The sequence below is a fragment of the Brevibacillus sp. IT-7CA2 genome, assembly GCF_949767855.1.
In the GTDB taxonomy this organism is placed as follows: Bacteria; Bacillota; Bacilli; order Brevibacillales; family Brevibacillaceae; genus Brevibacillus.
The window spans coordinates 40,305-63,776 of the sequence record NZ_CATKQT010000012.1 but is presented as its reverse complement, the minus strand read 5'-3'; the positions used below and the strand labels follow the sequence as shown (position 1 = coordinate 63,776).

The 23,472-nt window shown below is 49.7% G+C and carries 16 protein-coding genes; all 16 read left to right on the top strand.

Annotated features, from left to right (window positions below):
- Nucleotides 1-55: 55 nt before the first annotated feature.
- Nucleotides 56-1,249 carry an NAD(P)/FAD-dependent oxidoreductase gene (locus ACM6JA_RS10750; protein ID WP_414852295.1) on the top strand — a complete coding sequence of 398 codons (1,194 nt, stop codon included), beginning with the start codon at nt 56-58 and terminating at the stop codon, nt 1,247-1,249.
- Nucleotides 1,246-2,271, top strand: coding sequence for a 4-hydroxyproline epimerase (locus tag ACM6JA_RS10745; protein ID WP_414852294.1), 1,026 nt, complete (start codon nt 1,246-1,248; stop codon nt 2,269-2,271). Before ACM6JA_RS10750 ends, ACM6JA_RS10745 begins: the two co-directional genes overlap by 4 nt.
- A 31-nt stretch (nt 2,272-2,302) precedes the next feature.
- Nucleotides 2,303-3,187 carry a dihydrodipicolinate synthase family protein gene (locus ACM6JA_RS10740; protein WP_414852293.1) on the top strand — a complete coding sequence of 295 codons (885 nt, stop codon included), beginning with the start codon at nt 2,303-2,305 and terminating at the stop codon, nt 3,185-3,187.
- A gap of 14 nt (nt 3,188-3,201) precedes the next feature.
- Nucleotides 3,202-4,641, top strand: a complete 1,440-nt coding sequence (locus ACM6JA_RS10735) for an aldehyde dehydrogenase family protein (RefSeq protein WP_414852292.1) — start codon at nt 3,202-3,204, stop codon at nt 4,639-4,641.
- 43 nt (nt 4,642-4,684) lie between these two features.
- Complete coding sequence (locus ACM6JA_RS10730; RefSeq protein WP_414852291.1) at nt 4,685-5,689, top strand: proline racemase family protein; 1,005 nt, start codon at nt 4,685-4,687, stop codon at nt 5,687-5,689.
- Nucleotides 5,690-5,842: 153 nt separating this feature from the next.
- Nucleotides 5,843-6,211: a YisL family protein gene (locus ACM6JA_RS10725; protein ID WP_414852290.1), complete on the top strand. Its 369-nt coding sequence runs from the start codon at nt 5,843-5,845 to the stop codon at nt 6,209-6,211.
- A 233-nt stretch (nt 6,212-6,444) separates the two neighbouring features.
- Nucleotides 6,445-12,999, top strand: a complete 6,555-nt coding sequence (locus ACM6JA_RS10720; RefSeq protein ID WP_414852289.1) for a carboxypeptidase regulatory-like domain-containing protein — start codon at nt 6,445-6,447, stop codon at nt 12,997-12,999.
- Nucleotides 13,000-13,144: 145 nt separating this feature from the next.
- Entirely contained in the window at nt 13,145-14,038 is an 894-nt protein-coding gene (locus ACM6JA_RS10715) for a MurR/RpiR family transcriptional regulator (RefSeq protein ID WP_069848228.1), read from the top strand.
- Nucleotides 14,039-14,240: 202 nt separating this feature from the next.
- Nucleotides 14,241-15,005, top strand: a complete 765-nt coding sequence (gene nagB / locus ACM6JA_RS10710; RefSeq protein WP_414852288.1) for a glucosamine-6-phosphate deaminase — start codon at nt 14,241-14,243, stop codon at nt 15,003-15,005.
- Nucleotides 15,006-15,126: 121 nt separating this feature from the next.
- A complete protein-coding gene (gene hemQ, locus ACM6JA_RS10705; protein ID WP_007715842.1) occupies nt 15,127-15,879 on the top strand; it encodes a hydrogen peroxide-dependent heme synthase in 753 nt (250 codons plus the stop codon).
- 125 nt (nt 15,880-16,004) lie between these two features.
- Nucleotides 16,005-18,239, top strand: a complete 2,235-nt coding sequence (locus ACM6JA_RS10700; protein ID WP_414852287.1) for a YcdB/YcdC domain-containing protein — start codon at nt 16,005-16,007, stop codon at nt 18,237-18,239.
- Between the two features lie 116 nt (nt 18,240-18,355).
- Nucleotides 18,356-20,026: a YcdB/YcdC domain-containing protein gene (locus ACM6JA_RS10695; protein WP_414852286.1), complete on the top strand. Its 1,671-nt coding sequence runs from the start codon at nt 18,356-18,358 to the stop codon at nt 20,024-20,026.
- A 95-nt stretch (nt 20,027-20,121) separates the two neighbouring features.
- Nucleotides 20,122-21,111: an aromatic acid exporter family protein gene (locus ACM6JA_RS10690; protein WP_414852309.1), complete on the top strand. Its 990-nt coding sequence runs from the start codon at nt 20,122-20,124 to the stop codon at nt 21,109-21,111.
- A gap of 223 nt (nt 21,112-21,334) precedes the next feature.
- A complete protein-coding gene (locus ACM6JA_RS10685) occupies nt 21,335-21,709 on the top strand; it encodes a DUF2642 domain-containing protein (RefSeq protein ID WP_414852285.1) in 375 nt (124 codons plus the stop codon).
- 14 nt (nt 21,710-21,723) lie between these two features.
- A complete protein-coding gene (locus ACM6JA_RS10680) occupies nt 21,724-21,921 on the top strand; it encodes a hypothetical protein (protein WP_414852284.1) in 198 nt (65 codons plus the stop codon).
- Nucleotides 21,922-21,950: 29 nt separating this feature from the next.
- Nucleotides 21,951-23,429: a glycosyltransferase gene (locus tag ACM6JA_RS10675; protein WP_414852283.1), complete on the top strand. Its 1,479-nt coding sequence runs from the start codon at nt 21,951-21,953 to the stop codon at nt 23,427-23,429.
- Nucleotides 23,430-23,472: the final 43 nt, after the last annotated feature.

Here is a 23,472-nt window from a genome sequence, read left to right as displayed (position 1 = left end):
ATGGCTTTTGCAAAAAGTAAGAGAGTAGCAGAATACGCATTTGAGGAGAATCAGCATGACAGTACAAACTCATGCGCAGATTGCGGTAATCGGCGGTGGCATAATCGGTGCGGCGATTGCGTATTACGCTGCGAAGGCTGGATTGGATGTCGTTGTCCTGGAAAAAGGTGAGCTGGCATCAGGGACGTCCTCGCGCTGTGACGGGAATATTTTGGCGATCGACAAGGACCCCGGCTTTGACAGTCAGATGTCCCTGAAAAGCCAGATGCTCGTTGATCAGCTAAGCCTGGAGCTGGACCAGACGTTTGAATATCGGGCACCGGGGAGCGTTCTCGTCTGCGAATCAGAGGCCGAGATGGAGGCCGCCCATGAATGGGTGAGACGGCAAAAAGAAGCTGGACTGCCGTTTCGGATGTTGGACCGAGCGGATATTCGGCAGGAGTCGCCTTACTTTGCCGACGACTTGCTGGGAGGCTTGGAATGCGCCACCGATTCTACCGTCAATCCGTACATGCTGACCTTTGCCCTGTTTGAAGGAGCGAAAAAGCATGGAGCGAGGATCATGCGCCGTACAGAGGTCAGGTCTCTCAGACGTGATCAGGCGACGGGAACGTTTCACATCGGGCTTGGTACCGGCAGCATGACAGCCAAGCAGGTCGTTAACGCCGCAGGGGTGTGGGCGCCAGTCATTGGCAAAATGGTCGGGGTGGATATTCCAATCGTTCCGCGCAAAGGGCACTTGATCGTCGCCTCGCGGCAGATGCCGGTCGGCGTGCGAAAGGTGATGGAGTTCGGCTATCTCATCTCGAAGTTTGGTGGAGTGCGACAAGTAGACGAAGAGACAGAGAAGTATGGAGTCGCGCTCGTATTTGAACCGACAGAGAGCCAGAACTTCTTGATTGGCTCCAGTCGTCAGTTCGTAGGCTTCGATACGCGGATTGATCTGAATGTCGTCAGGTGCATGGCGAGAAGAGCGCTGCGCTTTTATCCGAAGATCGCCGACTTCGCCATCATCCGCACGTATTGCGGTTTGCGCCCGTGGACAGAGGATCACTTGCCGATTATTTCTCGCGTAGAAGAAGTGCCTGGTTACTTTATCGCGGCTGGTCATGAAGGAGATGGAATCAGTCTGGCTGCCGTCACAGGCAAGCTGGTGTCCGAGATGCTAGTCGATCAGACAGACACCATCATTCCGACAGAGCCGCTGTGCTTGGAACGGTTTACGAAAAAAGGAGTGTTGCATCCATGAAAGCAACGAGGGTGTTTACCACCATTGACACGCATACCGGGGGAAACCCTACCCGCACGGTAATCAGTGGTCTGCCAAAGCTTACCGGAGCCACGATGGGAGAAAAAATGCTCCAGATGAAGGCCGAGTACGACTGGATTCGCACGTTTTTGATGTACGAGCCGCGCGGGCATGATGTGATGTCCGGGGCCTTGATCGTTGATCCATGCCATCCGGATGCGGATATAGGAGTGATCTATATCGAGACAGGCGGATACTTGCCGATGTGCGGCCACGATACGATCGGACTATGTACCGCGCTGGTGGAGACAGGCATGATCCCCGTGACCGAGCCGGTGACAAAGCTTACGCTCGATACGCCAGCAGGACTGGTCGAGGTAGCCATACAGGTAGAGGGAGGGAAAGCCAAGGAAGTATCGTTTGTGAACATTCCAGCCTTCCTCTATCAGCAAGATGTGACTGTAAATGTAGAAGGGATTGGAGCGGTGACCTGCGATATTGCGTACGGTGGAAACTTTTATGCCATCACGGATGCACGCAAGCTCAATCTCGAACTGACGCCAGCCCATGCCTCCACCATTGTCGATACGGCCGTCACGATTCGAAAAGCGATTAATCAGGCCATGGAGATCGTTCATCCAGAGAAGCCGTTTATTCGCGGACTGACCCATGTGGAGTTCTATACGGCCCCAGACAATCCGGGAGCGGATGTGAAAAATACCGTCGTCGTACCACCGGGCGGAATCGACCGATCGCCATGTGGAACAGGCACTTCCGCCAAGCTGGCAGCCTTGTTTGCCAAAGGGGAGATCGGGATAGACGAACCGTTTGTGCATGAGAGCATCGTCGGTTCTTTGTTTACAGGAAGAGTGCTGCAGGTGACGGAGGAAGGGGGGCTACCCGCTGTTATCACCCGAATTGCGGGGGCGGCCTGGCTGATGGGCAAGCATACGATTTTTTACAATCCGGAAGACGAGCTGGCGAATGGCTTTTTGCTCATACCAGCCGCAACTGATCATTAAAACAAAACCCAAATGTGAGAGGAGAATGAAGATGGGAAGATTTGAAGGAGTGTACGTGGCGATTGTCACGCCGTTTACAAACGATTATGAGGTGGATTACAAACGTTTGGCAGAATTGTGTGACTGGTTGATTCAGGAGGGCGTAGACGGACTGGTTCCGTCGGGTTCACTGGGAGAATACGCGACAATGACAGGAGAAGAGCGGGCCAAAGTCATTCAAACCGTGATCGCTGCCGCAAAAGGTCGAGTTCCGGTGGTCGTAGGCTCTGCTGCTCCGTCTACCCGTCAAGCAGTGGAATGGGTGCAATTCTCCAAGGATGCGGGAGCAGCAGGCGTGATGGCCTTGCCTCCAATTAACTACAAGCCATTGGAAAATGAAGTGTTTGCCCACTACGAAGCTCTGAACACTGTCGGGCTGCCGATTATTGCCTATAACAATCCTCACGACTACAAAATCGACCTGACACCGGACATTTTGGCAAGACTGGCGAAGTTCGAAAATATCGTCGCTGTGAAAGAATTCTCCGGTGACGTACGCCGCATGCAGGACATTCTCGCGCAGACGGACTTGGAAGTTATGGTCGGTGTAGACGATCTCGTCATGGAGGGCGGCTTGATCGGGGCGACAGGTTGGATTTCGGGTGTGCCGAATGCGCTGCCAAAAGAAGGAGTGGAGCTGTTCCGTCTGGCACGGGCAGGCAAGCTCAGCGAAGCACAAGCGCTTTATCGCCGCTTGTTGCCACTGTTCCACTACGATGCGAGTCCACAATTGGTACAGTCGATCAAATACATGATGGAGCTGGCGAATTTCCCAGTAGGACCGACTCGTCCGCCGCGTTTGCCACTATCTGAAGAGTACTACGCAGGAATTAAAAAGGCGTTTGACTACGCTGTCGGCGCTACTAGTGGACGATAGGGGGGACGGGCAGGATGCACAGCAAAAACTGGATTGGCGGCGAATGGATGACGCCGTCAGGGAAGGAACTAACGGTCAAAAACCCGTCGCGTATCACAGAAGAAGTCGGCGTTCTACATCTGTCAGATCGGTCACATGTTTTTGCCGCTGAACAGGCAGCCCGTGCGGCACAGATTAGCTGGGCAAAACAAACGGGTGCGGCTCGTGGCGAAATCCTTTTTCAAATGGCGGCCGCATTAGAGGCAAATGCAGACAGCTTGGCACAGCTGGCAAGCCGAGAAATGGGCAAGCAGCTTGGCGAGATGCGCGGAGAAGTAGCGCGCGGGGTCAGTCTGTTGCGCTATTATGCCGGAGAAGGGATGCGTTCCAACGGCAACCTGATCCCTTCTTCAGATACGAATGTCCTGCAATACAGCCGTCGCGTACCGCTCGGAGTCGTGGCCGTCATCACACCTTGGAACTTCCCCGTTGCGATCCCCATCTGGAAGATCGCCCCCGCACTCATTTGCGGGAACACAGTCATCTGGAAGCCAGCGGAAAATGGTTCGCTCACAGCGACACGACTAGCTGAAATATTTGCGGAAACAAAGCTGCCAGTGGGTGTGCTGAATCTGGTGATTGGCAAGGGCAGAGAGATCGGTAATACACTCACGAATGAAGCTGAAATCGATGCAGTTAGCTTTACTGGCTCATCGGAAACAGGCAGACAGATTGCCATCGCGTGCGCGGGTCGCAATATTAAATATCAAACCGAAATGGGCGGAAAAAATGTGGCAGTCGTTTTGGCTGATGCTGATCTGGACAAAACGGTTCCGATTTTGCTCAGCGGCGCGTTTCGATCGGCTGGTCAAAAATGTACCGCTACCAGCAGGATCATTGTAGAAATAGCGATCTACCAGCCACTGGTCGAGCGATTGCAATCGGCTATGGAGACGTGCCGAGTAGGAGATGCCAGTGATCTGGAAGCGTATTTGGGTCCTGTTGCCTCGGCTGCACAGTATGAGACGGTTGGACAATACATCGCATTGGCTAACGCTGAAGCAACAGTCATTGCCCAAAGCCCATCATATGCAAAAGAGGAGCAAGGCTATTATATCCGTCCCCAAATTGTCGAGGGTGTCGCTGCCAATCATCGCCTCGTTCAGGAGGAAGTGTTCGGACCATTGGCTGTGCTTTTGACAGCAGACGGATTTGACGAGGCTGTGGAGCTGTGCAACCAGTCTGTGTACGGACTGAGTGCTTCGCTGTTCACCCGAGATTTGGCGAGTGCCCATCTCTTCTTGGATGTGGCGCAGGCGGGGATGGTTCGGGTCAATCAGGAGACGGCAGGTGTGGAATACCAGGCTCCATTTGGTGGCATGAAGCTGTCCAGCTCACATACACGGGAGCAGGGTCAGGCGGCGCTTGATTTCTACAGTACGACGAAAACATGCGCGATCAAATACGCGTGGTGATCCATCAAGCTTTTCTCCAATCGCATAAAAAGGTGAGGATGTCATGCACATCAATCAGTTGTTTACGACGATCGAGGCCCATACCGGAGGGGAGCCGCTCCGCATCATAACAGGCGGGATCCCACCGCTCGCGGGCGAGACGATTCTGGAGAAGCGACGATACTTTCGGGAGGAGCTGGACCATATCCGGCGGGTACTTATGTATGAACCGCGTGGGCATCATGGTATGTACGGTTGTGTCATGACAGAGCCCGTCAGCCCAGATGCGGCATTTGGCGTGCTGTTCATGCATAACGAGGGCTACAGTACAATGTGCGGGCATGGAATCATTGCGGTAGTGACGGCTGCCATTGAGACTGGAATACTTCGGCTGGGAGATCCAACAGAGCGGATTGTGATTGACAGTCCGGCAGGAAGAATCATTGCACACGCCACTGTAGAAGAATCGCTGGTCCATTCCGTCTCTTTTGAAAATGTCCCCTCCTTTGTTTTGGCACAAGACGTTCCCATTGAGTGGGGAGGACGTACTTTTTCAGTGGACGTTTCTTTTGGCGGAGCATTCTATGCAGTCGTACAGGCGGAAGATATCGGGGTTCAGGTAGAAATTGAGCAATTGGCCGAGCTGCAAGAGTGGGGAAGGCGAATCAAGGAACAAATCGAGGCGAAAATGGAGATCGTTCATCCGTTGGAGTCTGAGCTCAAAGGAATTTACGGGGTGATAATCTCGGATAAGCCGAGAGTGGAAGGATCAGACCTGCGCAACGTGACGATTTTCGCCGACAAGCAGATCGATCGCTCCCCATGCGGTACAGGTACGGCGGCTCGTGTAGCCACCTTACATGCGCGAGGCAAGCTGGCTGCTGGAGAATCGTTTGTCCATGAAGGAATTGTTGGGAGCCAGTTTATCGGCAAGGTGGTAGCAACCACACAGGTGGGCAGTTATCCGGCTGTCATTCCGAGCATAGAAGGCAAGGCGTTCATTACGGGTCTGCATCAATTTGTCGTTGACCCTACGGACCCGCTGAAAGACGGATTTTTATTGCGATAGGATCGTTTGCTAGAAAAAAGAGGTTGCCGATCATAGGCAGCCTCTTTTTCATCCCCGATAAAGCCTGGTCACAATACTGCCACGCATTGGGACATCAGCATTTTTCCCCTTCTTCTGGTATAATGGACAAGATTGAATTTAGGAGTAAAGGGGTTGAATTTTTTGCCGTACAAAGCGTTAATTGAGGCGCATGTGGGTAGCTGGGAAGTCGCATTCGTGCTCTTGATCGTTGCCTACATCCTGTATCGCGTGGGTAAAGCAAAAGCAGGCAAGATCGTACATATGCTGCTCAGACTTATGATGGTCATCATTCTTGTATCGGGAGCTTGGATGCTTTTCGTGGGTCACGCAACAGATTTCTATTACTACGTGAAGGGCGTTATCGCGGTTATCGCCTTCGGTTTGATGGAAATGTCCTTGGGCAAAGCAAAGCGACAAGAAGGTAGCATCGGCTTCTTCATCGGCTGTATTGTCGTTTTGGTGCTGGTTATTCTGCTTGGCTATCGCGTATTTGTAAGATAGGCAATACGGGAAGGAAGAGGGTTTCCTCGCAAGAAATATTTGCGGGCGAAAGCCCTTTTTTCTGTGAAAAACGTCTCGACGTTTTTCATAAAAGTGGATGCGACCGCTTGCGGTCAACAAAACGGTCATGACCGTTTTGTAGGGACGGGCACGGACAAGCCAATTAGCAAAGGGAGGGCCGGGGCCATATTACTCTATGTACATATGTTAGAGGGGAGAGGTGAGGAAGAATAATGGCCTATCCTTCTGACAGTCAATTCATCCCGTTTATGCTCGGGGGAAGTCCATTCGTAGACGTCCCGAACGACGAAAGTCCCGGCTCTGTTGACATGGTAGGAAACGCTACGTTTCCCGTTGCCTTTTTGGCGTACGATGGAACGTATCTCTACTTTCGGATGAGAGTCAATGAAGATCCAAGAAATTCGCAAAAAACAGGGTTACAAAACTTTGCTTGGGGATATTTGATCAATGCAACGGGAGTGGCTGGCACCTACCAATGGATGTTGGGCGTGCAAGGCTTGCGTAACCGCATTGCCTTGATTCAAAACACCGTTGTTGAATTTAACTCCTGGAACGATCCGGCAGAGGGCACAAGCGGCAGTGGAGCGCCCAACTGGCAAGCGCCGATTATCAATTTTGACACGGCTCGCGTGCGGCTAACGAATGATGGCTCAAATTTTAGCGGCAATCCTGATTACTTCATCGATCTCGTAATACCGGCTGCTACTTTTTTTTCAACGATCGGTGTTACCTCCCTTACTTCCATTCGCTTCCTCCCCTTTACTTCTACGAATGACAACAATTACAACAAAGACTCTCTACGAATCAGTGAAGGCTTTAGCTTTGAAAATTCCTTGAGCAATACGACTACGGTAGCGACAGGAGACGTTCGGGCTAGCCTTGCCATCGACAAGCAGGTAACAGCAGGACCAGTCGTCGTTACCACAGGACAACTATCGCAATGGACGGGATCGATCACTGTCACCAATACCGGGAAGAGCCAGGCAACGACAGTCGTTGTCAACGATCTGATCGAGCTGGATCAGGTAACGGCTTTTACGGTAAACGCAACTAGTATCGGCTCTGTCATCTACAATCCCCTCACGAAGGTGCTCAGCTGGAAGATCGGCAATTTGGCCGCTGGTTCTACTGCCAGCTTGTCATTTACGGTCAATGGGATTTTCGCGGTCTCTCCAGGCGGAACGCGGCGGTTAAACACAGCGACAGTCACTGGCGTTGACAGCTTTTCTGGTGGGACGCTTTCTCCTGTGCAAGATAATATTGTCATCACGGTTAACTTGGCTGGAAGTGTTGCTGGCGTATTGCTTGACCAGTCCACGAACTTGCCTGTGGCAGGTGCGCAGGTCGAGCTGTATGATTCGATTCCCGTACTAATCGGAACGACGACATCGGACACGGATGGTGCCTATTCGTTTACTGGATTGGCTCCTGGTCTGTATTCTGTGTCGGTGACCGCGCCGACTTATGACCCCAAAATCCAGTTCGTGAGCGTTTTAGCAGGGCAAACTACAAGATCAGACATTTTGCTTCCTCCGAGTCCGGGTCAGGTGAATGGGACGATAACAGATACCGGATTGGCACCCATATCAGGGGCAGTGATAAAGCTCATTAATACGACAGGCGTGACTGTAAACCAGACAGTGACAGGGGTAGGGGGGACCTATCAGTTTACCAATATTGTGCCGGGTGCCTACACCCTTGCAGTCAGTGCGGATACATTCCAGCCAGCAACCGTTGCAATCAATGTCATTCGAGCCCAGACGACTACACAAAATGTAGCGCTCCAAACATCAGTTGCCCAGCTCTCCGGACTGGTAACAGGTCCTGGCGGCATACCGAATGCCGGGGCATTGGTGGAAGTGCTGAGCCAGACGGGTATTACGCTGACGGAAACGACAACAGATGGAGCTGGTACGTATCTACTGACCAAGCTCGCAGAAGGTGGTTATCAAATCCGTGTCAGTGCCGCAGGCTTTTCCACACAGTTAGCTGGAATCAGTCTGCAAGCGGGCGATGCCAAAGTACTTAATTTTTCTTTGACGACTGCATTTGGAACGGTAAGTGGAACTATTTCCGATGCGCAAACGGGTGAGGGAATCCCAAATGCGAGCATCAAGGTGGTAACTCAGTCGGGAATAGCTGTGGGAGAGACATTAACCGACGCGAATGGAGACTACTCCTTATCCTTGCTAGGTCCCCAAACCTATATCCTTACGGCTGCTGCAGAGGGGTATGCGGGCCAAACAGTGGGGATAGAAATCATTGCTGGAGCTACTACACCGGTTGACCTCCAATTGGAAAAACTGGCAGGAGTATTGAATGGGACTGTCTCGGACACAGGGAGCAATCCGCTGGGTAATGCCACTGTCATTGTTATGAAAGGAATTGTTCCTGTCGCGCAGACCATTACCGACAGCGCTGGCACCTTTTCCTTCCCGCACTTGGCCCCAGGCACGTATACCATAACCGCTTCGGCTTCTGGTTATTCCACTGTTGTGTTAGGGGCAACTGTGCAGCCTCAGGAAATATCGTCCCTTGCTTTTGTCCTGCAAGCCTCTCCGGGATCAATCGCAGGACAGGTGGTCGACAGCGGTAATCAGCCGATTCAGGGTGCCACTGTCATCATTAGGGAAAATACGGCAGCAGGTGCTGTTGTTGCTACTGTATTGACTGATGGGAGCGGACAGTATGTGGTACCTAATCTGCTACCGCAGGCGTACGTCGTCATCGTATCTGCTCCAGATAAAACGACAGTGATCACAGGGGCAATCGTCACCTCATTGACGACAACAACGGTGAATGTACAGCTGGCAGACTTGCCGGGAAGCATTTCAGGTTCGATTTTTGATGCTACCTCGGGTCTGCCGATCATAGGTGCATTGATAGAGGTTAGCGTGTTGAACCAAGCAGGGGCAATTGTCGCCCATGCAAATAGCGATCTGTCTGGCGGTTACGAGATCACAGGACTTGCACCCGGAGTTTATACCATTACCGCCCGTGCAACCAATTATGAAACGAACAGTGCTTCCGCCACTGTACTTGCGAATACGAATACGCCTGTCAGCGTATCGTTGTTTGCGAGTCCGGGTGAAATCCAAGGGCAGGTGCTCGCTGCAGGGACGTTACAGCCGATTGCCGGTGCGCAAGTAAATGCACTCGATTTCAATGGCTCCGTCGTGCATTCGGTATACAGCGATAATCAAGGAAGCTTTGTTATCACGGGCTTGGCGCAAGGTCAATACGTCATCAGGGCTTTAGCGGATGGCTTTCAGTCCAATCATGTCGGAGCCATTGTGTTCGCGAATACAACTACTCCTGTCCAGCTTCAGCTCAATCAGGATTTTGGTTTTATTAGCGGTACAGTAGCACCTGTCGTACCGGGAACCACCATTCAATTGTTTGATATCAATAACCTGTTGATCGGTACTGTCGTCGCAGATGGGAATGGGGCATTTTCATTTTCAGGGGTCGCACCAGGCTCTTATATTCTTACAGCTACCGCTCCTGGCTACGCTGTTCAATCTGTTGGGACGATCGTACAGCCTGGGCAGACAGCCAACGTATCCTTTACGCTTATCCCGAATCCGGCCAGTATTTCTGGAACCGTGCTAGACACGGGGATGCAGCCGATTGTCAATGCCGTTGTCCGTATTCTGGACTTGAATGAGACGACAATAGGCTTTGGCTATACGGATTCAAACGGGGCCTATACAATTGGCAACCTGCCTGCTGGATCATTTGTCGTGGTGGCAAGTGCCCCTGAATATGTTACAGGCTCGGTTGGTGTTACACTTGGACCTGGTGAAAATAAGACCGGAGTAGACTTTACTCTTGAGGCGAATGCAGGCGGGATTAGTGGACAGGTGACGGATGCAACGAATCCCGCGGTATTCATTACAGGCGCCGTTGTACTGATTCGTTCCATAAGTAACGGAAATGTAGTGGCTACAGCAAGTACCGACCAGACGGGTAGCTATTTGATTCAACATCTGTTGCCGGGTGCTTATACCGTCACGGTAAGTGCGCCTAGCTATGCTGATCAATCAGTAGGGGCCAATGTAGTCAGTGGAGAAACGACGGGGGCTAGTGTGGTGCTCTTGCCAATGCCTGGGTCCATCGTGGGAAGTGTCATAAACAGCTTGGGTGTACCTGTTACGGGAAGCGAAATCAGCGTCAAGCTGATGGATAGCAATCAAGCCGTCAAACAGAGCTTGCTCGCGAATGAATCGGGTGTATTTTTCATTGGGAGTGTCTCTCCCGGCGTTTATACCGTTATCGCGTCGGCGCCTGGCTATGCCGTAGGAAGTATCGGCGTAATCGTGACGGCCAATACCGCAACTTCAACGACCGTCACGTTACCTGACTTGCCTGCGGCTATCTCGGGTGTGGTGACCAATCAGATGACGGGATTTGGGATTCCGGGAAGCACCGTGCTCATTACGGATGACCATGGTGTTGTGCTTGCTCAATTATTGACAGACGATCAAGGCAATTTTTTGGCAGAGAAGCTTCCGCCGGGTGTCGTAAATGTAACTGTTTCTGCGCTGAATTTTGTATCCGTCTCGCAGGCGGTTATTTTGCAAGGGGGCATTACCACCAACTTTCAGCAGGCATTAGTTCCCAATCCCGGCAGTCTATCCGGCGTTGTGACTGACCTGGAGACGGGCTTGCCGATCATTGGCGCAACGGTAATCGTCTACGACAGCACCCGTGCTGCTGTAGGCTCCGTACTGACCGATGCAACTGGAAACTTTTCGCTTGATAGGCTGGCTCCCGGAGGGTACACGGTCAATGTCAATGCAACTGGATATGCAAGCGATGTAGCTGGCGCACAGATACAAGCAGGGGCGGCGTCCGTATTAAGCTTTGCGTTAAACGAATTGCCCGGTGGGATAGCTGGTACAGTGCGACAGGAAGGTACGGCCTCACCGATTGCCGGTGCGGTCATTACTGTTCGACAGGGAAGTCCGTCTGGAACGATACTGGCTATTGTCCTGACGAATGCGCAGGGTCAGTATATGGTGAGTGGACTGTCCCCTGGGAGCTATACACTGATCGCAAGTGCTACGGGATTCGCTGCTGAGGCTTCAACAGTTATGGTCGAATTGGGAGCGACTACCGGTCTTGATTTTTCTTTGCAGAATCTGCCTGCAAGTGTCACAGGAGAAATTAGTGACGCCATTCTCGCTACGCCATTGCCGAATACGCTCGTTCGCTTGCTGGGCAACAATAACACGATTCTCTTTTCTACCCAGACAGACGCTCAGGGGATATACTTCATTGATGGATTTGTGGCTGGAAATTACACCATTTTGGCAAGGAACGAAAGCTATCAGAGGGAGAGTGTCTCCTTTGATGTAGCTCCTGGGGGAACAGTTACAGTCAATATCCCACTGGACCCGAATCCTGGTGTTTTGCAGGGCACTGTCAGGGATGCGCTTGATGGCACGCCACTGGTAGGGGCGGAAGTATTGATCTATTTCCCTGGCACAAATAACTTGTTGTCTCGGGCGATTACGGACGGTCTCGGTCAGTTTAAAATCGACGGCTTGGCGCCTTTAACCTATACACTTGCGATTAGCGCTCAAAACTACACCACCCAGCCTGTTGGTGCGACGATCTTTTCCGGACAGACCACTACGATTGAAGTGGGGCTCCCCCCTTTTCCAGCTTCTGTAACAGGTCAGGTACAGGTATCTGGTGGAGTAGTTGTTCCCAATGCATTGATACAGGTGAAGGATTCACACGGGACATTGTTTGGCAGTGCGATTACGGATAACCTGGGCAACTTCGCTGTTGGCAATCTGCCGCCAGGAACGTATTTAATAAGCGCAAGTGAAGACAACTACGCAGCGGCAACGCAAAGCATCACCGTGACTGCTGGACAGACACTTAGTGGAGTCATTCTCACGATGTCTCTTCTACCGGGCAACATCTTCGGAAAGGTGACCAATCAGTTGACGGGACTCCCGATCACAGGGGCGGCTGTTGCGATTCAGCTGTTTTCCAACGGCCTGTTTGTTGCCAACACCGTTACGAACCAGAGTGGGCAATTCCAGGTGAATGGCTTGACGGCTGGAGCGTACAATGTGATCGCAAGCGCAGATGGCTTCGGTACACATTATAGTACAGTTACAGTCGCAAGCGGGCAAACGACCGTAGCGACAGTCGAGCTATTGCCATTCGTCGGAATAATATCCGGGATTGTCCTCTTGCCAGACGGAATTCAAGCCAGTGGAAACAATATTCAATTGTCACTATTCAATTCAAACCAGATTCGCCTGCAAAATATCCTGGCTGAGCCGGATGGAACATTCCATTTTGTCAATGTGGCTCCGGGTACGTATACCGTTATCGGGACCATCCCGGGCATTGGTACCGGCCAAGCAGAAGCGGTCGTTTTGCCGAACCAAACAACCTTTATCATCATCCGCCTTTCTCAAACGGGTACGATACAAGGAACGGTTCGATCCGGTTTGACAGGTTTGCCAGTAGCTGGAGCGACCGTGTATGTGCAAACGGTGAATCAACCAAACAGAACGACTGTGGTCGTCCAAACGGACAGCTTCGGCAGGTACAAGGTGACTGGTCTTGCTCCCGGCACCTACTTGGTTGTAGCCAATGCGATGGGGAGTGGAGAAGCGAGAGGGACAGTGACGCTGGGTGCAGGGGAGATCGTGACGCTCGATCTGGCTCTGCTTCCAGCAGCAATGAGCGGATCTTTTCGGGTCGCAACATGTCCGACCATTTTGTTTACCCCATTTTGACATTTTGGAGAATTGCTCCACTAGAAATAATAAATATGGCGGAGAACTCCTTTTTTGATATAATAGCTGTAGAAATACAGCTATTTTGTTTTGGGTAAAAACAACTGTGAAAACCATGACTTATATTCAAGGGGGAGCGAGCCATATGGTGAAACAGCAGGAGGAGCTGTCCCATCCATTGACAGCTACCATCACAAAGACAAATACGCTTTTGCATATTCAGAGTCTCCTTCCCTCCTTTACGAAATCGGAGCAAAAGGTTGCCCATATCGTCTTACAGCAGACAGACAGCGTGATTTATTCATCGGTGATTGACCTTGCCGAAAAGGCTGGAGTGGGCGAGACGACCGTTTTGCGATTTTGCAGGAAAATAGGCTTCCATGGCTATCAGGAATTCAAGCTGGCATTGGCGCAGGAATTGGTTAATCCAGTCAAAAACTTGCATGGCGAAGTAGGAGAAGACGATTCGCTGGACATCATCACGCACAAGGTAACCGCAACCAATCAACAGGCGATTGGGGATACCTCGGCCCTGTTTCAGATCGAACAGTTGGAGCGTTGTGTAGACCTTTTGCAAAAAGCAAACACGATCCATTTTTATGGGGTAGGTACGTCAGCGGTAACAGCTCAGGATGCCAAGTACACGTTCTTGCGGATCGGGCTTCGAGTGGACGCTTTTAATGAATCACATCTGCAAGCGATGGCTGCAGCGACTCTGGGACCGGGGGATGTCGCGATCGGTTTGTCTGTATCAGGCAGTACGAAAGACACCATCGATTCATTGAAAGTCGCCAAGCAGGCAGGGGCAACTTGCATTTGCCTGACTCACTATCGACGCTCACCGATTACGAATGTAGCGGACATTACGCTTCTGACCGCAGCGCAAGAAGGTCCGTTGCAGGGAGGCTCTCTCGCAGCAAAAATTGCACAGCTGCATGTACTGGATGTCATTAGTACGACAATAACGATGCGCAACAAGGAAAAGGCCCTTTTATATAAAGAGAGAACAGCGAAGGCTGTCCTAGAGAGAAAATACTAAGAGGTAGTTCAAAAAGTCGTCTTTTGATCATGGAGTAGACCGGGGAGCTGATTCGACTTCGAAATTGGCGTTCACCTTCGAAGTCCGGTGCTCATGTAGTTTACCTACACTCAGCTCCTCCTTCTTCAGGTTCTCGCCACTTTCTCGATGCTGAAAAGACGACTTTTTGAATTTATCTTATATTGAATAGGAGTGGTTGGAAATGAAGCTTGTGATTGTGAAAGATTACACGGAGCTCAGCAGAAAAGCTGCTGAAATGCTCGTAAGCGAAGTAAAAGCAAATCCGAAGACTGTCTTTGGCCTTGCAACCGGAGGCACGCCAGTAGGGATGTACCGTGAGCTGATCAAGCTGTCGCAAGCGGAGAGCATCGATTTTTCGCAGGCGAGCAGCTTTAATCTGGATGAATACGTCGGACTTGCCTCATCTCATCCGCAAAGCTATCGCTCGTATATGCAAGAAAACTTGTTCAATCACATCAACATTCCTGCGGAGAAAACACATGTGCCAGTTGGGAATACGACAGATCATTTGGCAGAGTGTGCACGCTATGAGGAAGCGATTCGTTTGGCAGGCGGGATCGACATCCAGGTGCTGGGGATCGGCAATAACGGCCACATTGGCTTCAACGAGCCTGGCTCCCCTGCCGACTCATTGACACGCGTGGTCCAGCTCACTGACAGTACGATCGAAGCAAATGCCCGCTATTTTGATAGTGTGGACCAGGTTCCGACTCAGGCAGTTTCCATGGGGATCAAGACGATTCTTGGCGCTAAAAAAGTCGTACTTCTCGCAAGTGGAGAGGCAAAGGCAGAGGCAGTGCGATTGATGCTGGAGGGTGAGTCTACGGCAGATGTACCAGCTTCCTTATTGCAATTGCATCGAGATGTAACTGTCATTGTGGATCAGGAAGCAGCGAGCAAGCTGACAACCTCTGTACTGGCAGGAACCAAACCAAGCGGCAGCTAATGCACCGCTTGGTTTTCATTTTTCTTGTTCACCAATCTGTTCCGAATACGCACTTGTTCCTTATGCTATACTGGGAATGTTGCAAGAAGGTCACCAGATTTTTCAAAGGAGCTGATTTAGAATGAGCGCAAACGAAGCGTTGCTTACATTAGAAGGTTGGTATACGTATCATAATTTCCGCACCATCAATTGGGAAAAGTGGAAAGCAGCGTCCGCAGCAGAACGCCAAGAAGCGTTGGACGAGCTGAATGCATTGATCCGCACATGGGAAGCGAATGAGGGCGAGAACCAAGGCAGCACGGCTGTCTACTCCATCCTCGGACACAAAGCAGACCTCGTGTTCATGTTCCTGCGTCCTACCATGCAAGAACTAGATGAGATCAAAACAGCGTTCAATAAAACCCGCTTTGCTGCCTATACAGAAGCTCCTTATTCGTATGTATCCGTAGTAGAGCTGAGCAACTATGTACATAACCCAGGTGAAGATCCAAAAGCGAATCCGCACGTGCGCGACCGCCTCTATCCGATCCTGCCAAAATGGGAGCACATTTGCTTCTATCCAATGAACAAAAAGCGTGATCTACAAGACAACTGGTACATGCTCTCCATGCAGGAGCGCCAAGAAATGATGCGCTCCCACGGCTTGATCGGTCGCTCCTACGCTGGCCGCGTGAAGCAAATCATCGGTGGCTCTGTTGGTTTCGACGATTGGGAGTGGGGCGTTACCTTGTTTGCCAACGATCCGCTGGAATTCAAGCATATCGTCTACGAAATGCGCTTTGACGAAGTGAGTGCGCGCTTCGGTGAATTCGGCAACTTCCTCGTAGGAAACGTATTGAACGTAGAAACACTGGCGAAAAAGCTGGAAGTATAATCAATGATCCCAAAAGATCTGCTGTGCGAGAAAATCGTATCGGCAGATCTTTTTTTGGACTACATAACCTCTCATTAATGGTAAAATAAGGTGGTATTTTGATAATAGAGAGGAGAGGTTGATCCGTGTTGAGACGTACAACGTCGTGGGGGCTCTCACTCGGCGTGTTATCCACTATTCTGGTGACGACTGTATTCGCTACAGCTGGAGTTGAGGGTCTTACCCTGATCGTGCGTGCAGCCGAGAAAACGCTATCGCAGGAAGAGGCAATTAAACAATCCCAGAAGTGGGTGACAATTCCTGAAGACTACAAGCTGAGAGGTGCCAGAATCACAGATCCGGACGAGGAATACAATGTTACAGGTCGAACATATTGGAATATATCTTGGGAAAAAGGCAAGGTTGGACGCATTAATGTGACGATTGACGCTGTTTCTGGTGCATTATCCCGATATTCTAACCGTTTGGAGGACGATCAATTAGGAAGCACTAAAAATGAGTTTACGGAAGAGCAGGCAATAAAAGTAGCGAGGAAGTTTCTGGAAAAAGTGACAACCGAAGAGGAACGGGGTCGTTTATCCAAGCCCAATGAATATGCGGACCAGAACGGTTACTATTTCAGAAATCAGGGACAAGTTGTAAATTTTACTCGCATGGTGGGCGAAATCCCTTTTTTGGGAAATGGTATTCAAATAATAGTGGACCAGAACGGGGACGTCATCAGCTTTAACCGGGAATGGTATGACGGCAAGCTCCCGGAAGCTACGAAAGTGATTGAGATAGCCGAAGCCGAGAAAAAATGGGAGGAGAAAGCAAGCCCGTCCCTTATGTACAAGGATATGGCAGGGATGACGAATAGATATCAGCAGGCACCTGGCTCCTACGAGCTGGTCTACGAGTTCCAGGATGAGGACCCGCAACTGGTCGATGCTACGACTGGAGAAGTCATTAATTTATTTGGAAAAGTAGCAAGTGAGAAAAAAATCAAGCCGTTGGGGAATATGATATCCTCAGAAACGTCAGAAAAGCGGTTGATTACAAAAGAAGAGGCACAAAAAATTGCGGAACAATATGTGAAAAGACTGCCTGGCAACTATCGTTTTGACGGCAGCAGCGGAGGGGGTTCGAGCTCAGGACCAGGTGGAATCTCTGAACGCCATTGGAGTTTTGATTTCTCCCCTCAAAATGGAGGAGGCAAAAAGTCAGAGCAAGTAGAAGTGGATATTAACGATCGGGGAGAATTGGTCGGTTATCAAGTGAATCCAAACGGTCGATTTGAAGAAACTCCCAAAAAGATGGTCATCACTTGGGAGCAGGCCGAGGATAGTGCTACGAAACTCGTAAACACTCTCTTGTCCGATCAGCTGGGAGAAATTTATCTGATAGAAGAGGAGCCTTCGAAGGAAACTCTCCAAAGTTATGCGGATAATGGCGAACCATATGAAATTCAATTTGGCATGCTGATCAATGGTACTCCGGTCGAAGATGAAACCTTTCGAGTCGAGGTCAATCCGGAGACGGGGATGGCTGAGTCATTGAACCAAAGGTCACGCTCGGAAGTGAAGCTGCTTTCCAAGCCAAATAACAAGCAAATCGAACGGCAAAGTGCGAAAGAAGTAATCAAGAAGCAGCAGAAGCTTCAGCTTGCCTACCTCCAGCCTGTGCCAGAGTGGATACCGATAAAGCCGTCTGAACCGATTCTCGTCTATCGTTATGTTGGAGATAATGGGGTTGTGAAAGCAGATACCGGAGAATGGTACAGCTTTGTTGAGGCACAAAAAAAGCAATCCCCGAGTGATATCGATGAGCATCCGCAACAGGCAGTGCTTGATTTTGCGGTCCGTAAGGGATGGATGACGGTCGCAGACGGCCAGTTAGGACCCGAAAAAGAGGTTACTCGTGGGGAAATGGCCATGATGATGGCGCAGATGGCAGATGAGGGCGAATTCCGATATCTACGTCCTTACTTCGACAGCGATGAAGAACGGCTTATTCATAACTTTGCTGACGTACCTTCTTCCCATCCAAACTACGCTGCCATTCAAAGAAACGTAGAATACAAATTGATTCCAAAAACAGGAAATAACTTTGAGCCAGATCGGTTGATTACACGCGCCGAAGTAGCGGATATGGTGGCAAGACTGCTGGGTTATGGTGACCTCCTGGAAAAGCCCGAACTATTCAAGTCGCCATACCAGGACGTGCAAAGCAAGCATGTTCCTGCTGTTACCCTCATCTCAGCAAATGGCTTGCTCAAGGGAAAATCAGCAACGAATTTTGATCCGGATGCAACAGTTACGCGTGCACAAGCCGCTGAACTGCTGAAATTGATTTACGACCAGCAGCAAGAGCGGAATTGATTTGCAAGATCGTGAAAAAGCTTGACGTATAATCAACATCCCAAAAGATCTGTTGTGCGAGATTTCGCATCGGCGGATCCTTTTTTTTTGGTCTATTTTCTCTCATAAATGGTAAAATGAGGTTGTTTGTAGATGGAGAGGAGAGGTTATTCGTGTTGAGACGTACTATATCGAGGGGACTTTCACTCGGCGTGACATTTTCCATTTTGATGACAACTGTGTTCGCTACAGCAGGGGCCGGAAGTTTGGCACCAGTCGTACATGCAGCCGAGAAGGCACTTTCGGAGGAAGAGGCAATTGCGCTTGCCAAGAAGCAATTGACGATTCTGGGTGAGTACAAGCTGGCAAGAGTCGAATTTGTCGACAGTATTGAAATGCTATGGGGAAAACCCATATGGTCTAGCAGTTGGAATAAAGAAAATAGTGGGAGTATTGAATTGCGAATAGATGCATTATCAGGGGGAATTTTGAAATATGAACGTCGTGGGGAAGAGCGGGACTTGGACGCAATTCAAAAGAAGCTTCCGGAAGATCAGGCGATCCAAGTGGCAACCGAATTTCTTAAGCAAGTAACGACGGAAGAAGAACGGAGCCGTTTATCCAAGCCGAATGAATATCCTGATCCATATGTTAACTATAACTCTACTAGCAAAGGAACCATTATAAACTTTACCCGTATCGAAAACGAGATTCCTTTTCTGGAAAATGGGTTTCGATTCAGAGTGGGCAGCAATGGGGAAGTGATCAGGTTTGAGCGACATTGGACAGAGGAGGAACTTCCAGATACTTCGAAAGTTATAGATATAAAGAATGCTGAAAAGAAATGGGATAAAGAGGCGATTCTGTCACCCATGTACAAGGATACTGCTGAAATAGACCAGCCTGTTTATGATTTCAAGAGTGAAGACCCGCAAATTGTCAATGCCATTACAGGGGAAATGCTTGATTCGTACGGACAGACTGTCAATGAAAAGAAGATAAGGCTGTTAGGGAAAACCGTTCCTCCTTCTACCACTGAACAAAAGATCATTACACAAGACGAAGCATTAAAAATAGCAGAGCAACAGATTAAAAAGCTACCTAGTACTTACCGATGGAATGGTAGAAGCTTTGAGTCACGCTCAGTACTTGATAGAAAGAACTGGAATTTTGAGTTTGTTTCGCAACCAAGGGATGGAAGTGAGTCAGATACTGTAAAAATAGGGATTAACAACCGTGGTTATTTCGTCGAATTCAGTATGAATGAAAAAAGCAGGTTCTTAGAAGAGAGAAAGAAAATAGAAAAGAGTATTACTTGGGCACAAGCACAAGAAAGTGCAGAAAAGTTCTTACAAACATTCTACCCTGATCAGTTAGGAATAATTTATGCGGTCGATTACGTTCCGAATGAGAAAAGGATCAAAGAAATCTTGGAAAATGGTGAACCGTATAATATCCAATTTGGCTATATGATCAAAGGCATACCAGAAGAGGATACCATCTTTCACGTCGATATCAACCCTGCGACCGGGGAAGTATGGCAAATGTATAACAACGGACTTCAGGAATATTTACTACCACGTCCCTCTCAAAAAAATATTGGTATCGATCTGAATACGGCGAAAAAAGTCATGAAAGAGAACAAGAAGCTCATGCTCACTTACTTTCAGCCAAAAGTTGATGGAATTTATGGAAGAAAGAAAATGCTTGAACAACCACTCCTCGTCTATCGTTATGTGGGAGAAAAAGGGCTCGTAAAAGCAGATGGCAAGTGGCACAGTTATGCAGAGAAGCACAAACAGGAATAGATGCTTTGAAAATTTACGAACTCTTTCCTTTGGTTCCCCGATACTTTTTGTTAAAGTAAACAGGAAAGCATTTTTGACAGCGGAGGGGAACAAGACTGGGCTTTCTCAAGTTTAAAATTGGTTATCGTACGTTAAAAACAGCCATTGGAACGGCTATCTCGATTCTGATCGCCCAGCAGTTAGGCTTGATGTATGCTTCTTCTGCGGGGATCATTACGATCTTGTGTATTCAGGTAACAGTCAAGCAATCGTTTCAGACAGCGTGGAATAGGATTCTGGCCAGTTTATTGGGGCTGGGAATCGGTGTCTGCCTGTTTTCCCTTATGGGCTATACGCCGATTGCCATTCTCCTTTTCATTTTGCTTTTCTTGCCGCTCGCGGTGCGTTTTGGCATTCAGGAAGGCTTCGTCAACAGCATGGTTGTGCTTATGCATCTGTATTCTTCAAAGAGAATCGACGGGATGCTATTGCTGAATGAGGTCGTTTTGCTTGTCATCGGTGTGGGCGTAGCCCTGCTGGTCAATCTGTACATGCCGAGTCTCGATAAAGAGCTAAAAGGGATGCAAGTAAAGGTGGAGAAGCTGTTCAGCAAAATCTTGCTGGAGTTCTGCTACTACTTGCGTCACGGGGAAAGTGATTGGGACGGGAAAGAATTGATCGAAACAACAGGTGTCTTGGAAACGGCGATTCGTTTAGCATCACGAGATGTTGGCAATCGATTGGGCCGTCGTAACGATTCGTACTACGAGTATTTTGTGATGCGGCAAAAGCAGTTCGAGCTATTGGAACGCATGATGCCAATTGTCTCTTCCTTGGACAATCAGGTGGCAGAGAGCCATCGGATCGCAGATTTTCTTGCGCGAATCAGTGACTCGGTACATCCGGGTAATACCGCCTACCGCTTTATCGACCAACTGCGCGTGATGCAAGAGGAGATCAAGGCAGCAGATTTGCCGCGAACGCGAGAGGAATTTGAGACGCGTGCCTCGCTTTTCTACCTCCTTCGGGAAATTGAGAGCTATTTGTTCATCAAGCATGAGCTAGGCAAAAACAGGGACGAAAAGGCACAGGTGGCAAAGAGTTAGACAAAACAGTACGTAACAATGAAAGAGTTGTAGAATACCGAAGGAAGGCTGCGAATACTTTTCGCAGTCTTTTTTTGTTTTTCGGTAAAAACTCCGTGAACTTTTCATTAAAACCAAAAAAATGCACCGTTGTCCTAGTACGTTTTTGAACTTACTTGTATACCGTGTACAAGCGGCGAAAAATAAATCAAAAGAGTAGGATCAAGGAGATGAGAGTGACCAGATGAAATTAATTGTGAATGAAAAAGAGTTGAAAGAGTATTTTCGAGGGCTGCGTAGTCTCATTTGGGGAAAAGACCAAAGAGACGAAGAAGTCGAAACTGATAAGGAAGAAGCTGTTCGCTGTTCGCTTCGCAAAGAGCTGTACGCAGAAGAATTCGCCGCCTTTCTGCAAGAAAACAACAGCGATTTGATACGTGATACTTTTCGTAAAGTGCTGCTGCGCTATTTGCATGAAACCGTTGAGCTGGGAACAGATGCAGGGAGTGTCACAGGCGTCCTGGATGAGGTTGGCCGGGACTATGCTGAAGTCATAGAGTCAGGCGGTACACGTGTGCTGATTCGTTTCAAGCAAATTAATTACGTTCATGAGGTGTAAGGAGGAGAAGACAAATGAACTATGTACAGAAATTGAGAACGTTTATAGGCGATAGTGTACAAGTCGTAACCGGATTGGACGTGATTACCGGTGAGTTGCTCGGCGTGACCAATTCGACATTAACCGTGCTTGCAGCAAGTGAGCCAGGCTATGGCGGAGGTCAAACAGTGGTATTTCAGCTCGATCGCATCACGTATGTGCGCGTTCTCTAATGGCAGAGCCGCAAGGGAGAAGGGGCCTCGTGCCCCTATCCATTCTAATTCCTGCCATGCATGGGACAGCTCATCTGTCAAAGCTGATTGCCGTATGTAAACAGCTTGCACCTCTGGAGATTATCGTGATTTCGAAAAGGACCCTGGAACTTGGCTCAGGTGTTCGCGTCATTCTTGCAGAAGCAGTTGAGAATCTGTTCGCATGGCGGAGAGAGGCTGCCAAGCATGCAAGAGGGAGTGTCCTACTTTTTCTCGGTGAAGAGCAGATCGATTCGCTGTCTGGACTGCAGCGCTTCTTGTTCCCGATTTTATATGGAAATGCACAGGTCGTTTTGCCCCAGCATGATATTCGGAACAGGAGAATGACAAAACCACGGCCCATCCACAGTTTTTCCTTGCTGGTAAATAACCTCTTCGGTCGCTCTGACCTGCGTGAAGCTTCCTTGCTGGACACACCTCACGCGATGACCAGAGAGGCACTTTCCAAAATCGGAGTGGAACAGTTGGCACAGCCTGCAGAAGCGCACAAGCGGGCGGTTGTGAGCGGGCTGACCATTACCGCTCAAACCATTGAAATGGGGACGGAAGAACGGATGTTTTTGCCACAGCTTCACGGTTCGTTGCTCAAAGAGCTCTCTTTGTATGAAAAGCTGGTGATTGCCGAACAGCTTGATCTCGTCTCGCGTCTTCCTTTTCGTGGCGGACTGTCCGATGGAGGCAGGCGAAGAGATATAGCTGAGAATGTGAGCGCTAAAAACAGCAGTATGCCTGTTACACAGTTAGGGAAATGGCCCTTGAGACAAACAACTCTTTACGGTGGGAAAACGGTATCCGTAATCATTCCAGCCCTTAACGAGGCAGCGACGATCCAGCAAGTGATCCGTGAAGCTCTTCGGCTGGAGCCAGTTGAAATTATCGTGGTTGTCAATGGCTCGGTTGATCAGACAGCACGGCTTGCCCGTGAATGCGGAACGACGACCGTAGAGTTCCCATATGAATTGGGAGTTGACACAGGACGAGCAATTGGGGCAAGTCTATCGAAAGGTGACATCCTGCTGTTTGTCGATGCGGATGTGATCATCACGGCGCATGATTTGTACCCATTTGTTCTGGCGTGCGAGTGCGGCGTGGATGTGGCACTGAATGATGTTTCTGCTTTTTTGAATCAGCCTTGCACAGACAACGTTTTTGTGGCTTGTCGCCAAGCCCTCAACTTGGCTTTGAATCGTAAGGATTTGGCGATCGGGTCCATGGTGACCGTCCCCTTTGCCTTACGCAGGGAAGCGGTTGCTCCGCTCGGGTGGCCTATTCTGCTCTGCCCGCCAAAAGCACAAGCAGTATACGCACAGGCAGGTGTAAAGATGGAATTGGTTCATCAGGTGAACAGCTTCACCTCCAACCGACTCCGTCCAGAAAAACACTTCGCCAGCTCCGGAATGCCCCCTGCCGTCGAACAGATTGCAGGTGACCACGTGGAAGCCTTGCAGTTTCTGGCGAAAGGACGGTAGCGAGGATGCGATGTGAAAACAAGAAGACTGGAAGGAGGGAATT